The sequence below is a fragment of the Magnetospirillum sp. XM-1 genome (assembly GCF_001511835.1).
Classification (GTDB): Bacteria; Pseudomonadota; Alphaproteobacteria; order Rhodospirillales; family Magnetospirillaceae; genus Phaeospirillum.
In genome coordinates this window covers 1,342,538-1,355,413 of the sequence record NZ_LN997848.1, presented here as the reverse complement: position 1 = coordinate 1,355,413, position 12,876 = coordinate 1,342,538, and the positions used below count along the sequence as shown (strand labels likewise).

13 protein-coding genes are annotated in these 12,876 nt (G+C 67.9%); 7 read left to right on the top strand and 6 right to left on the bottom strand.

The window, feature by feature from the left end:
- Positions 1-38 precede the first annotated feature (38 nt).
- Entirely contained in the window at positions 39-467 is a 429-nt protein-coding gene (locus XM1_RS06465; RefSeq protein ID WP_068431526.1) for a bacteriohemerythrin, read from the bottom strand.
- A gap of 114 nt (positions 468-581) precedes the next feature.
- Here XM1_RS06465 and XM1_RS06460 point away from each other — a divergent pair, with 114 nt between their 5' ends.
- A complete protein-coding gene (locus tag XM1_RS06460) occupies positions 582-1,778 on the top strand; it encodes a nitrate/nitrite transporter (protein ID WP_231920710.1) in 1,197 nt (398 codons plus the stop codon).
- Here the strand turns inward: XM1_RS06460 and XM1_RS06455 are convergent.
- Together XM1_RS06455 and XM1_RS06450 are read right to left on the bottom strand one after the other, a co-directional pair.
- Positions 1,771-2,013 carry a type II toxin-antitoxin system RelE/ParE family toxin gene (locus tag XM1_RS06455; RefSeq protein ID WP_068431521.1) on the bottom strand — a complete coding sequence of 81 codons (243 nt, stop codon included), beginning with the start codon at positions 2,011-2,013 and terminating at the stop codon, positions 1,771-1,773. The two genes, XM1_RS06460 and XM1_RS06455, sit on opposite strands and share 8 nt — an antisense overlap.
- A 1-nt stretch (position 2,014) precedes the next feature.
- Positions 2,015-2,299: a transcriptional regulator gene (locus tag XM1_RS06450; RefSeq protein WP_231920709.1), complete on the bottom strand. Its 285-nt coding sequence runs from the start codon at positions 2,297-2,299 to the stop codon at positions 2,015-2,017.
- A 107-nt stretch (positions 2,300-2,406) separates the two neighbouring features.
- On the opposite strand from XM1_RS06450, the gene pap reads away from it, so the two are divergent.
- Together pap and XM1_RS06440 are read left to right on the top strand one after the other, a co-directional pair.
- Positions 2,407-3,939, top strand: a complete 1,533-nt coding sequence (gene pap, locus XM1_RS06445; RefSeq protein ID WP_068431507.1) for a polyphosphate:AMP phosphotransferase — start codon at positions 2,407-2,409, stop codon at positions 3,937-3,939.
- 156 nt (positions 3,940-4,095) lie between these two features.
- Positions 4,096-5,802 carry a methyl-accepting chemotaxis protein gene (locus XM1_RS06440; protein WP_068431504.1) on the top strand — a complete coding sequence of 569 codons (1,707 nt, stop codon included), beginning with the start codon at positions 4,096-4,098 and terminating at the stop codon, positions 5,800-5,802.
- A gap of 127 nt (positions 5,803-5,929) precedes the next feature.
- Here XM1_RS06440 and metW read toward each other — a convergent pair whose 3' ends face one another.
- Both metW and XM1_RS06430 read right to left on the bottom strand, forming a co-directional pair.
- On the bottom strand, positions 5,930-6,556 hold the full coding sequence (metW, locus tag XM1_RS06435) for a methionine biosynthesis protein MetW (protein ID WP_068431502.1): 627 nt from the start codon (positions 6,554-6,556) through the stop codon (positions 5,930-5,932).
- Complete coding sequence (locus XM1_RS06430) at positions 6,553-7,737, bottom strand: homoserine O-acetyltransferase (RefSeq protein WP_068431500.1); 1,185 nt, start codon at positions 7,735-7,737, stop codon at positions 6,553-6,555. The genes metW and XM1_RS06430 overlap by 4 nt, the downstream gene beginning before the upstream one ends.
- A 136-nt stretch (positions 7,738-7,873) precedes the next feature.
- Between XM1_RS06430 and XM1_RS06425 the strand changes: the two genes are divergently transcribed.
- The 4 genes from XM1_RS06425 (at position 7,874) to XM1_RS06410 (ending at position 11,687) form a co-directional block, all read left to right on the top strand.
- A complete protein-coding gene (locus XM1_RS06425; protein WP_068431497.1) occupies positions 7,874-8,749 on the top strand; it encodes a chorismate mutase in 876 nt (291 codons plus the stop codon).
- Positions 8,750-8,781: 32 nt separating this feature from the next.
- Entirely contained in the window at positions 8,782-9,873 is a 1,092-nt protein-coding gene (gene hisC, locus XM1_RS06420) for a histidinol-phosphate transaminase (protein WP_068431494.1), read from the top strand.
- Positions 9,870-10,760: a prephenate/arogenate dehydrogenase family protein gene (locus XM1_RS06415; RefSeq protein ID WP_068431491.1), complete on the top strand. Its 891-nt coding sequence runs from the start codon at positions 9,870-9,872 to the stop codon at positions 10,758-10,760. Before hisC ends, XM1_RS06415 begins: the two co-directional genes overlap by 4 nt.
- A 102-nt stretch (positions 10,761-10,862) precedes the next feature.
- A complete protein-coding gene (locus XM1_RS06410) occupies positions 10,863-11,687 on the top strand; it encodes a VOC family protein (RefSeq protein WP_068431488.1) in 825 nt (274 codons plus the stop codon).
- A 103-nt stretch (positions 11,688-11,790) separates the two neighbouring features.
- On the opposite strand, the gene XM1_RS06405 is transcribed toward XM1_RS06410, so the two are convergent.
- Positions 11,791-12,840 carry a CoA ester lyase gene (locus XM1_RS06405; RefSeq protein ID WP_068431475.1) on the bottom strand — a complete coding sequence of 350 codons (1,050 nt, stop codon included), beginning with the start codon at positions 12,838-12,840 and terminating at the stop codon, positions 11,791-11,793.
- Between the last annotated feature and the right edge of the window lie 36 nt (positions 12,841-12,876).

Below are 12,876 nucleotides of genomic sequence, written 5' to 3'. Positions count from 1 at the left end.
TTGGCCTCCGGAAGGATCAAAGGCGAAGGGACTCGTCCCTATGCCAACTCCCGCTGAAACTCCGCGAAGGCGGCGTCGCAGGTCAGGATGTGGTCGCACAGCCAGCGTTTGAGCAAATCCACCAGCTCGTCGGCCACGTAATCGGGGCCCGAGACCATCAGGCGCTCGATCAGGGCGTCCAGCTGGAAGATCAGGTATTCGTGCTCGTAGCGATGGTCGTCGCGGTCGGGATAGCCGGCCTGCTCCATGCTGTCCTGCTCGCGGGCGAAGTGCTCGCGGGTGAACAGGCACAGATCGGCCACCGCCTGGGTGACCATGTCGGCGCCCAGCTGGACGGCCGAAAAGATCTGGTTCATCAGGGCGAACATCTCGCGGTGGTCGTCGTCTTCCTGCCTGACATGCAGGAGCATGTCGTCAGACCACTCGATCTTGCCGCTCCCCCATGAAACAATCCGATTCGAGGCCATATGAAAGGTCCTCCCACTCCCAACACGGCGCCCATCAGGCTCCCCCCAAGCGCCCATCTACGGTATACACCTTATGCGTGAATTGAAACACACCGAAAGTCATGGATCATTGTGGTGAGTGAAGCACCGTCCCAGGGCGCCAGAGCCGTCTTCTGCCTGTGCGCGGCGGAAGTGCTGACCATGGTCGGCGTCTTCGCCTTTCCTGCACTGCTGCCCGATTTCGTCGCCGCATGGGGGCTCACCAACACCGAGGCGGGGTGGATTTCCGGGGTGCTGTTCGCCGGCTACACAATGGCGGTCCCGGTGCTGACCACCATGACCGACCGGGTGGACGCCAAGAAGGTGTACGTGTTCGGCGCCCTGGTGGCGGGCGTCTCGTGCCTGGCCTACGCATTCATGGCCGAAGGCTTCTGGTCGGCCCTGGGATTACGCTTCCTGGCCGGAGTGGGATTGGCCGGCACCTACATGCCGGGGCTGAAGGCCCTGGTCGACCGCACCAAGGGCCCCAAGCAGGCCCGCTGGATCAGCTTCTACACCGCCAGTTTCTCGCTGGGCACCAGCGGCTCGTTCATGATCATCGGCGCGGTGGCCGAAATCTGGGGATGGAAGGCCGCCTTCCTCCTGGCCGGACTTTCGGCCCTGGCCGCCTTCGTCCTGGTCCTGGCCCTGCTGGAGCGGGCCGTCCCCGTCCCGCCGGCCCAGCCGGTCAACCCCTTTGATTTTGGACCCGTGTTCCGCAACCGCGCCGCCATGGGCTATGTGCTGGGCTATGCCGCCCATGTGTGGGAGCTGTTCGGCGCGCGGTCCTGGATGGTGGCCTTCCTCGCCTGGGTCCTGGCCGCCCAACCCGGCGCCGGCGGGCCGTCGCCCACCGCCACCGCCACCATCGCCGCCCTGCTGGCCATGGCCTCGTCGCTGATCGGCGCCGATCTGGCCATCCGCTTCGACCGCCGCCGGGTCTGCGCCGCCGCCATGCTGTCCTCGGCCGCCCTGGCGGCGGTGATCGGCTTTCTGGGCGGACTGCCCTATGGAATCGTGGTGGCGCTGATGCTGCTCTACAACGTGCTGATCCAGATCGATTCGGCAGCGCTGACCACCGGGGCGGTGATGGCGGCCGAGCCCGACCGGCGGGGTGCTACCATCGCCATCCACTCGCTGCTGGGTTTCGGCGCCGGCTTCGTCGGGCCGCTGGCCTTCGGCATGGTGCTGGACATGGCCGGCGGCGGCAACTCCACCCTGGCCTGGGGGCTGGCCTTCGCCTCACTGGCGGTGGTGGTGGGATTGGGCCCCCTCGCCCTCAGGCTCAGATGAGGCGCAGGATCATCACGCCGCCCTCGCCCGCCCGATAGACCAGACGCCAGGGCAGGCCGGGCAACGGAAGCTCGCTTGTGCCGGGCGCGGTGCCGTCACGGCCGCGCTCGGGGAACTCGGCCAGGCAATCGGCGGATTCGGCGATCAGGCGGCCGACCCGTCTGGCGGCCTCGGTACCCAGGCCGCTCCGCAGACGGAACAGGTCGGTCAGCGCCGTGTCGGACCAGCGGATCATCTCAGCAACTTCCGGGCGGGCCGGATTCGCCCTCGCCGCCCCAGCCCAGCAGCCACAGCCGCACCCTGGCATGGTCGGCGGACAGGCCGGGGGCCGCGCCGAACTCGCCCTCGCCCGCCGCCCTGATCACCGCGTCGCGGGCCGCCACCCTGTCGTCCTCGGCGTCGAGAAAGAAGCGCAGCGCCCGGTCCAGCAGCGCCGCCGCGTCGCCGCCGTCGCCGCCCAGCCGCTCGTCCACCCGCCGCGCCAGGGCGTCGTCGAGAACCAGCTGAATCGTCCTGGGCATGGGCATCTCCTTGCAAGGGCCTGCATATTACAGCCCCTTGCCGCCCCTGTGCATTAGGCATACGCTCATACTTCCGGTTGATGATCGTGCCATGGGGGAAGTGGGACATGTTCGAAGCGGCTGAACTGGGACGCAAAATCTCGCGCGAGGAATTCGACGCCATGGCCCCGGGCCTGCGCACCGATCTCCTGGCCTTGCAACAGCAACTGCGCGAGGCGGACTTTCCCGTCATCGTGCTGTTCGCGGGCGTCGACGGCGCCGGCAAGAACGAGACGGTCAACCTCCTGAACGAATGGATGGACCCGCGCTGGATCGTGACGCGCGCCTATGGCGCACCGTCCGACGAGGAGCGCGAACGCCCCGAATACTGGCGCTACTGGCGCGACCTGCCGCCCAAGGGCAAGGTCGGGCTGTTCATGTCGTCGTGGTACCACCACCCGCTGATCGACCGGGTCACCGACAAGATCAGCGGCCCGGAACTGGACGAGCGGCTGGAGCGCATCGTCCATTTCGAGAAGACCCTGGCCGACGAAGGCGCCCTGATCCTCAAGTTCTGGATGCACCTGTCCGAGAAGGCCCAGAAAAAGCGCCTGAAAAGCCTGGAAAAGGACCCGCTGACCGCCTGGCAGGTCACCAAGCAGGATTGGCAGCACTGGGAGATGTACGACAAGTTCGTCGCCGCCGCCGAACGGCTGATCATGCAGACCAGCAAGGGCCACGCCCCCTGGCAGATCGTCGAGGGCGCCGACCCCCGCTACCGCTCGGCGGTGGTGCTCCAGACCCTGAAGGAGGCCATCACCAAGCACTTCGCCACCCGCGAGGCGGTCAAGAAGGTCAACGCCGAGATCAAGACCAAGTCCAAGGCCAAGAAGACCTCGGAACCCGCCGCCCTGGCGTCGCAGCCCTCGATCCTGTCGTCGCTGGACATGAGCCTGACCATCGAGGGCGCCGAGTACAATCAGGCACTGCAGGAACAGCGGGCGCGGCTTGCCCACCTCTACCACGCCGCCAAGGAACGGGGCGTCTCCACCGCCCTGGTGTTCGAGGGCTGGGACGCCGCCGGCAAGGGCGGCACCATCCGCCGCCTCACCAACGCGCTGAACGCGCGCGACTATCAGGTCATCCCCATCGCCGCCCCCACCGAGGAGGAGCGCGCCCAGCACTATCTGTGGCGCTTCTGGCGCCATGTGGCCCGCGCCGGGCGCGTCACCGTGTTCGACCGCTCGTGGTACGGCCGCGTGCTGGTGGAGCGGGTCGAGGGCTTCTGCACCGAGGAGGCCTGGCGCCGCGCCTATGGCGAGATCGTCGATTTCGAGAAGCAATTGACCGACCACGGCATCGTCATGTGCAAATTCTGGCTGCACATCACCGCCGAGGAACAGCTGGCCCGCTTCAACGCCCGTGGCGAGATCGAATACAAGAAGTGGAAACTGACCGACGAGGACTGGCGCAACCGCGAGCAATGGGGCGTCTACGAGCAGGCGGTCAACGACATGGTGGAGAAGACCTCGACCACCAACGCCCCCTGGACGCTGGTCGAGGCCAATTCCAAGAACTACGCCCGCGTCAAGGTGATGCGCACCGTGGCCGACGCCCTCGAGGCCGCCCTGGGAAAGGCGGCCAGGAAACGGAAGCCATAGAAAAATTATTGAGTCCTTTGGATATGCAAACCCTATCCGACAGAGGTAATAGCCTCAAATAGGCTGTTGACTACCGATTTATTTCTACATAAAAACCCTTACGAATGGGGAGAAGAGTGCGCCAAGCACCGTTTCCCGCTTTGGTAGGGGGGTTTTATGAAGATCGCGATCCGACTGTGGCTGATCGTCGCCACTGCGCTGTGTGGCATCGCCGCCGTGGTGGCCGCCAGCCTGGCCCAGATGAACCATGACCTGATGGATGACCGCGAGGTCAAGACCCGCCACATCGTCGAGGTCGGCCAGTCCCTGCTCGCCCATTTCGAGGAGATGGAGCGCGCCGGCAAGCTCGGCCGCGAGGAGGCCCAGGCCGCCGCCCTGGCCGCCGTGTCCAAGCTGCGCTACGAAGGCTCGGAATACCTCTGGGTGCATCGGCAGGACCAGTCGGTGATGCTGTCGCATCCCAACGCCAAACTGATCGGCCAGCCCATTCTGGACATGAAGGACCCCACCGGCCTGTTCCTGTTCCGCGAGATGAACCGGATCGTCGCCGAGAAGTCGGCCGGCTTCGTCTACTACATGTGGCCCAAGCCCGGCGCCACCGAGCCGGTGAAGAAGCTGTCCTACGTCCAGGGCTTTGCCCCCTGGGGCTGGGTGATCGGCAGCGGCATCTACATCGACGACGTTTCCGCCGCCTTCCGGTCCCGCGCCGTCGAATTCGGATTGGCCGCGCTGGCCATCCTCGCCCTGGTCTGGCTGATCGCCGCCTGGGTGGGCCGCGGCATCACCCGCCCATTGGGCGACGTCACCGCCACCCTGGAGCGCCTGACCCAGGACGACCACGGGGTGGAGATCCGCCACACCGAGCGCGTCGACGAGATCGGCGCCCTGGCCCGCGGCCTGAAGGTCTTCCAGAAGCATATCGAGGCCGCCGCCCAGGCCGCCGCCGAGAAGATGCGCCAGCAGGAAGCCGACCTGGCCCGCCAACGCCGCATCGAAACCCTTACCTCCGAGTTCGACGCCAAGGTGGCCGGGGTGATCAAGTCGGTGGGCGCGGCCGCCGCCCAGATGCAGTCCACCAGCCAGTCCATGTCGGCCATCGCCGACCAGACGGCGCGGCAAAGCACCGCCGTGGCCGCCGCCGCCAACCATGCCGCCATGAGCGTGCAGACGGTGGCCGCCGCCACCGAGGAGCTGCACGCCTCGGAGGCCGAGATCGCCCGCCAGGTGGAGGTCTCCACCGCCCGGTCACGCACCGCCGTGGAAGAGGCCGAACGCTCCAGCGAGATCGTCGCCGGCCTCAATTCCGCCGCCGGCCGCATCGGCGAGGTGGTGGCGCTGATCAACGACATCGCGTCGCAGACCAACCTGCTGGCCTTGAACGCCACCATCGAGGCGGCCCGCGCCGGCGAGGCGGGAAAAGGCTTCGCCGTGGTCGCCAACGAGGTCAAGACGCTGGCCAACCAGACGGCGCGCGCCACCGACGAGATCACCACCCAGATCGGCGAGGTCCAGTCGGCCGCCACCCTGGCCGCCGACGCCATCGCCGCCATCGTGCGCACCATCGCCGAGATCGACGAGACCTCGTCGGTGGTGGCCATCGCCGTGGACCAGCAATCGGCCGCCACCACCGAGATCGCGCGCAGCATCGAGCAGGCCGCCACCGGTACCGCCGAGGTCTCCAGCAATATCGGCGAGGTCAGCGACGCCGCCCGCCACGCCGGCTCCACCGCCTCGGAGGTGCTGGCCGCCGCCGCCGAGCTTACCGGCCAGGCCGATGCGCTGCGGACGGAAGTGGAATCCTTCCTGGGCGCCATCCATGGCGGGGAAAAGACGCCGCAGCTCTATCTGGTGGCGGCGGAGTAAGGTTCTGCGGGCGGGACGCCCGCGCTCCGGGAGAGATATTTCCTTGGGAAGCGGGCGTCCCGCCCGCTTCCCTTGATGGCGACGGCTATTTCCTTGGAGCGCGGGCGTCCCGCCCGCCCGCCCGTCCCTATCCCTTGCGCGACAGCACGAACAGGCCCTGGTCGGCGAACAGGTTGGCGATGCCCTCGCAGGACGGGATGGACATGGCCTTGCCGTTGCGGTCCAGCGGAATGGACCGCTCCACCGTGATGCCTAAGTCCCTGCACAAATCCAGGAAGTCGCGGATGGTGCAGAAGTGGATGTTGGGGGTGTCGTACCACTCGTAGGCCAGGGTGTCGGTCACCGGCATGCGGCCATGGGTCAGGAGGTGCAGCCGCACCCGCCAATGGCCGAAATTGGGAAACGACACGATGGCGCGCCGCCCGATGCGCAGCATGTGGCTGAGCACGTCGCGCGGCGCGTAGGTGGCCTGCAGCGTCTGGCTGAGAATCACGTAGTCGAAGGCCCCCGAGGGGTAGTCCTTCAAATCGGTGTCGGCGTCGCCCTGGATCACGCTGAGGCCGTGCGACACCGCCGCCGACACGCCCGCCATGGACAGCTCGATGCCGCGCCCGTCCACGTCCTTGGTGCGGCCCAGCCAGTCCAGCAAGGCGCCCTCGCCGCAGCCCACGTCCAGCACCCGCGAACCGGGTTCCACCATGTCGGCGATCAGCTTGAGGTCGACGCGCAGATTGCCGTTGTAGACGGTCATCATCGCGCCGCACCCCCGTCGTTGCGCGGCAGGCCGCGATGGGCGGCGGCCCCTTCCAGGAAGCCGGTCAGCGTCGCGTGGAACTCGGGCTCGTCCAGCAGGAAGGCGTCGTGGCCCTTGTCCGACTTGATCTCGACGAAGCTGACATTGGCCGCCACCGCGTTCAGCGCATGTACCACCGCCCGGCTTTCCGGGGTGGGGAACAGCCAGTCGCTGGTGAAGCTGACCACGCAGAAACGGGTGCGCGTGCCGCGGAAGGCGTTGGCCAGCACGCCCCCGTTCTCGGCCGCCAGATCGAAATAATCCATGGCCCGCGTGATGTAGAGATAGGAATTGGCGTCGAAGCGGTCGACGAAGGTGTTGCCCTGGTGCCGCAGATAGCTTTCCACCTGGAAATCCGCGTCGAAACCATAGGTGATGGTGTCGCGGTTCTGCAGGTTGCGGCCGAATTTCTGGTGCAGGGCCGGCTCGGACAGATAGGTGATGTGCGCCGCCATGCGCGCCACCGCCAGCCCGCGATGGGGCCGCGTGCCTTCCTGCAGGTACTTGCCGTCACGCCAGTCGGGATCGGCCATGATCGCCTGGCGCCCCACCTCGTGGAAGGCGATGTTCTGGGCCGAATGACGGGCGGCGGCCGCGATGGGAATGGCCGAGAACACCCGCTCGGGATAGCTTTGCGCCCATTTCAGCACCTGCATGCCGCCCATGGAGCCGCCGACCACGCAGAACAGCTGCTCGATGCCCAGGTGGTCCACCAGACGGGCCTGGACCTTGACCATGTCGCCGATGGTGATCACCGGGAAATCCAGGCCCCAGGCCCGGCCGGTGGCGGGATTGTCGTCCATGGGCCCGGTGGTGCCCATGCAGCCGCCCAGCACGTTGGAGCAGATCAGGAAATAGCGGTCGGTGTCGAACACCCGGCCCGGCCCCACCAGCTCGCTCCACCAGCCGGGCTTGCCCGTGATGGGGTGGGGGTCGGCGACGTAATGGTCGCCGGTCAGCGCATGACAGATCAGGATGGCGTTGGACCTGTCGGCGTTGAGCTTTCCATAGGTCTGGTAGGCCACGGTCACCGGCCCCAGATCGACGCCGCAATCGAGCCGAATCGGCCGGTCGCGCCCCAGTTCGACCTTGAGGCCGGCAGGGTTGGCGGGGGCAGTCGGAACAGGCTCGCTCTGGGACATGGGATCACGCGCCGCGACAGGGAATGGATTAGCTATGGTCGCGGACGGGGACTGTCAACGTTTTCTTTGATTTCCGGGCCAAGCCGCACTAAACCTATCCCCCTTGGACCCACCATTTCCGGCCCCCTTTTCCGCCATGAGCCAGGACAGCGCCGCCCTCGAGCAGCTCCGTCGTGAAATTGATCGCATCGACGATCAGTTGCACGACCTGCTGATGCGCCGCACCGGATTGGTGGAGCGCATCGCCGCCGCCAAGACCGACCGCAAGGTGACGCTGCGCCCCGGGCGCGAGGCGCAGATCCTGCGCCGCCTGGTGGGTCGCCATGGGGGCGAGTTCCCCAAGCTGGCCCTGGTCCGCATCTGGCGCGAGATCGTCGGCGCGCTGACCGGCCTGCAGGGGCCGCTCCACATCGCCGTCCACGCCGCCGGCCGCTCCACCGCCGCCATCGAGCTGGCGCGCAACCATTTCGGCGTGGTGGCCCCGCTGTCGGCGTTGCGCAGCCCCGGCCAGGTGGTGCGCGCCGTCGCCGACGGCGTCGCCACGGTGGGCGTGATCCCGCTGATCCCCGGCACCGAGGCCGCCGACGACGCCGAGCCGTGGTGGACCAGCCTGACCCTGGAAAGCGGCGATGCGCCGCGCGTGGTGGCCCGCCTGCCCTTCGCCCCCACCGCCCCGGTCAAGGGCGCGGCCGAGCCGTTGCAGGCCCTGGTCATCGCGTGTCGCGACCACGACTGCTCCGGCGACGACCGCACCCTGGCGGTGCTGGAGACCGGTCCCGACGTCAGCCGCGACCGCCTGCGCGCCATCTTAGGCGCCGGCGGGCTGGAACCGGCCGAATTGCTGGCCATCCACCGCCACGGCGGCCAGTGGCTGCACATGGTCGAGATCCTGGGCCACGTCACCGCCGCCGATCCCCGCCTGGCCGCCCTGGTCGCGCCCAAGGACCCCGTCGGCCGCATCGCCGTAATCGGCGGCTACGCCACCCCCTTCGCGCCCGAAGCGCTCGTCTGACCCTTCATCCCTTTTTCGCTGGAGATAGAATCGTGACCGCTCCCACGCCCCGCCCCGGCATCATGGACATCCGCCCCTATGTCGGCGGCGAATCCGCCATCGAGGGTGTCGACCGCATCTTCAAGCTGTCCTCCAACGAGGGCGCGCTGGGCCCGAGCCCCAAGGCCGTCGAGGCCCTGCGCGCTTTCGCCCCCGAGATGCACCGCTATCCCGACGGCGGTGCCGAGGAACTGCGCGCCGCCATCGCCAAGCGCTACAAGCTCGACGCGTCGCGCATCGTCTGCGGCGCCGGCTCGGATGAACTGCTGGGCATCCTGTGCCGCTCCTATGCCGGCCCCGGCGACGAGGTGCTGTACTCGGCCCACGGCTTCCTGATGTACGCCATCGCCGCCAAGGCCTGCGGCGCGACCCCGGTCACCGCGCCGGAAGTGGATCTCACCGCCAACGTGGACAACCTGCTGGCCGCGGTGACACCGCGCACCAAGATCCTGTTCCTGGCCAATCCCAACAACCCGACCGGCACCTACCTGCCGGCCTCGGAAGTGGCCCGCCTGCGCGCCAATCTGCGCCCCGACGTGCTGCTGGTGATCGACGCCGCCTATACCGAGTTCGTCAGCCGCAACGACTATTCCGGCGGCATCGAGCTGGTGGAAGCGGGCGACAACGTGGTGGTCTGCCGCACCTTCTCCAAGATGTACGCGCTGGGCGGCCTGCGCCTGGGCTGGGCCTATTGCCCGGAGAACGTGGCGGGCGTGCTCAACCGGGTGCGCAACCCCTTCAACGTCGGCGCCCCCGCCCTGGCCGCCGGCCTGGCCGCCTTCGAGGACACCGCCTACGCCGACCTGTGCAAGAGCCACAACGACTACTGGCTGCCCTGGCTGTCGGGCAAGCTGGCCGATCTCGGCCTCACCGTGGTGCCCAGCGTCTGCAACTTCATCCTGGTCCGCTTCCCCGCCACGCCGGGCAAGGACGCGCCCACCGCCGACAAGTTCCTGCGCTCGCGAGGCATCATCGTGCGGGCCATGGGCGGCTACGGCCTGGGCGACAGCTTGCGCATCACCATCGGCACCGGCGAGGAGAACCAGGCGGTGGTCGATACCCTGAAAGAGTTCGTGGGAGCATGAGCGACACCAAGCCGTTGTTTGACACCGTCTGTTTCGTCGGTATCGGCCTGATCGGTTCGTCCCTGGCGCGGGCCATGCGCAAGCATGGTCTGGCCCGACGCATCGTGACGCTCGACACCAGCGAGAAGGCGCGCAAGACCGCCCTGGAGCTGGGCGTGGTCGATGCCGCCGGCGACAATCCGGCGGCGATGATTCCCGAAGCCGATCTGGTGGTGGTGGGTGCGCCCGTCGGCGCCACCCAGGCGGTGGGCGAGGCCATCGGCCCGCACTTGAAGCCCGGCACCATCGTCACCGACGTGGGCTCGGTCAAGCTGTCGGTGATCCGCGACTTGGGCCCCTACCTTCCCGACGGCGTCGAACTGGTCCCCGGCCACCCCATCGCCGGCACCGAGCATTCGGGGCCGGAGAACGGCTTCGCCGAACTGTTCGAGGGCCGCTGGCACATCCTGACCCCGGTCACCGGCGGCGATCCCAAGGCGGTGGACAAGGTGGCCGAGCTGTGGCGCCGGGTCGGCTCGCAGGTGGAGATCATGGACCCGCACCATCACGACAAGGTGCTGGCCATCACGTCCCACCTGCCGCACCTGATCGCCTACACCATCGTGGGCACCGCCAACGACCTGGAAGGCCACATGCAGCAGGAGGTGATCAAGTTCTCCGCCTCCGGCTTCCGTGACTTCACCCGTATCGCGGCGTCGGACCCGGTGATGTGGCGCGACGTGTTCCTGAACAACCGCGAAGCGGTGCTGGAAGTGATCCAGCGCTTCACCGAGGACCTGACCGCCTTGCAGCGGGCCATCCGCTGGGGCGAGGGCGAGGTCCTGCACAAGCGCTTCACCGAGACCCGCGCCATCCGCCGCGCCATCATCGACGCCAAGCAGGCTTGATGTGGATGCCCGGGTGAAGCCCGGGCATGACGGCATACAACAGGTTTCGTCATTGCCGGGCTTGACCCGGCAATCCATCTCCGTCGCCGGAAGGAAACCGCCATGACCAGCCGCATCACCGGCCTCGACCACGTCATCATCGCCGTGCGCGACCTGGAGCGGGCGGCCTCGGTCTTCCGCGCCCTGGGCTTCACCCTGGCCAGCCGGGGCGAGCACGCCGAGTGGGGCACCGCCAATTACTGCGTGATGTTCGAGAACGACTACCTGGAAATCCTGGCAGCGGTCGGCGAAGGCGGCCCGGCGGACCGTCTGCGCGCCCATCTGGCGGCCAAGGGCGAGGGGCTGATGGGCCTGGTGTGGGGCACCGAGGACGCCGAGGCAGATTGCGCCCGCTTAGGGATCGACGCGCCCGGCGATTTGAGCCGCACCATCGAGGGCGAGCTGGCCCGCTTCAAGGCGGGCATCCTGCCGCCCGAGACCACGCCCGGCATCGCCTCGTTCCTGTGCCAGCACCTGACACCGGAAAAGCTGCGCCGTCCGGGCTGGACCACCCACGCCAACGGCGCGCTGGGCATGGTGTCGGTCACCGCCCTGATGGCCGAGCCCCTGGACCTGATGGGGGCCTGGGACCGCCTCATCGGCCCGGCCGCCGCCACCGCCACCGACGAGACGGTGACGGTGCATACCCGCCACGGGCTGGTGTTCCTGTGCCGCCCCGACGATCTGGGCCAGATGCATCCCGAGGCCGAGGACGAGAACTTTCCCGCCGCCCCCGCCTTGGTCGCCCTGACGCTGCGGATCAAGAACGCCGAGACGGCCGCCGCCGCGCTGAAGGCGGCGGGCATCGCCTATGAGCGCGACCGCCAGGGCAAGGTGGTGATCTATCCCGAAGACGCCTGCGGCGTGCTGATCGAGCTGCAGGAATAGCAAAGGGCGGGCGAGACGCCCGCACTCCGATAACCCTTTGGAGGGCGGGCGAGACGCCCGCGCTCCAGCCCTCTTGCGGAGCGCGGGCGTCCCGCCCGCTATTTCACAGCCCGTAGGCCTGGGCCATCACCGGGTCCTTGGCGGCCACCGCACGCGCGAGGTCGACCATGACCTTGGCCTGCTTCCAGGTGGCGTCGTCCTGCATCTTGCCGTCGATCATCACCGCGCCGGTGCCGTCGGGCATGGCTTCGAGGATTTTCTTGGCGAACAGCACCTCGGCCACGTCGGGGCTGAACACCTTCTTGGCGATGTCGATCTGCTTGGGGTGCAGCGACCAGCCGCCGGCACAGCCCAGCAGGAAGGCGTTGCGGAACTGCGCCTCGCAGGCGGCATCGTCCGAGAAGTCGCCGAACGGGCCGTAGAAGGCCTTGATGCCGGCCGACTGGCAGGCGTCGACCATCTTGGCGACGGTGTAGTGCCACAGATCCTGCTGGAACAGGGTACGGCCCGACTTGCCCTCGGCGGCGTCTTCCAGCACGCCGTAGAAGGGATGGCCGCCGCCGACGCGGGTGGTCTTCATGCCGCGCGAGGCCGCCAGATCGGCCGGGCCGAGGCTGATGCCGTGCATGCGGGGGCTGGCCTGACAGATGGCGGCGACGTTTTCCACGCCGAGAGCGGTCTCGAGGATGGCGTGGATCATGATCGGGCGCTTCACGCCGTGCTTGGCTTCCAGCTGGGCCAGCAGCTGGTCGAGGTAATGGATGTCCCAGGGGCCTTCCACCTTGGGCAGCATCACCACGTCCACCTTGTCGCCCGCCTCGCCGACGATGGCGTTCATGTCGTCCAGGAACCACGGCGAGTTCAGGCAGTTGACGCGGGTCCACAGGCCGGTGTTGGGATTGTCCCAGGCCTTGGCCACCTCGACGAAGCCGGCGCGGGCCGCTTCCTTGGCGTCGGCGGGGATGGCGTCCTCCAGGTTGCCCAGCAGCACGTCCACGGTCTTACCGATCTCGGCGGCCTTGGCGCGCATCTTCTCGTTGTGCGGCGGGAAGAAGTGGATCATGCGCTCGAGGCGGACCGGCAGTTCCCGATAGGGGGCGGGCGCGCCGATGGCGAGCGGCTCGAAGAACTTGCGGGGCGGCTTGACGGACATGAACGCAATCTCCTTGCGGCAAACAATGGTGGGCCG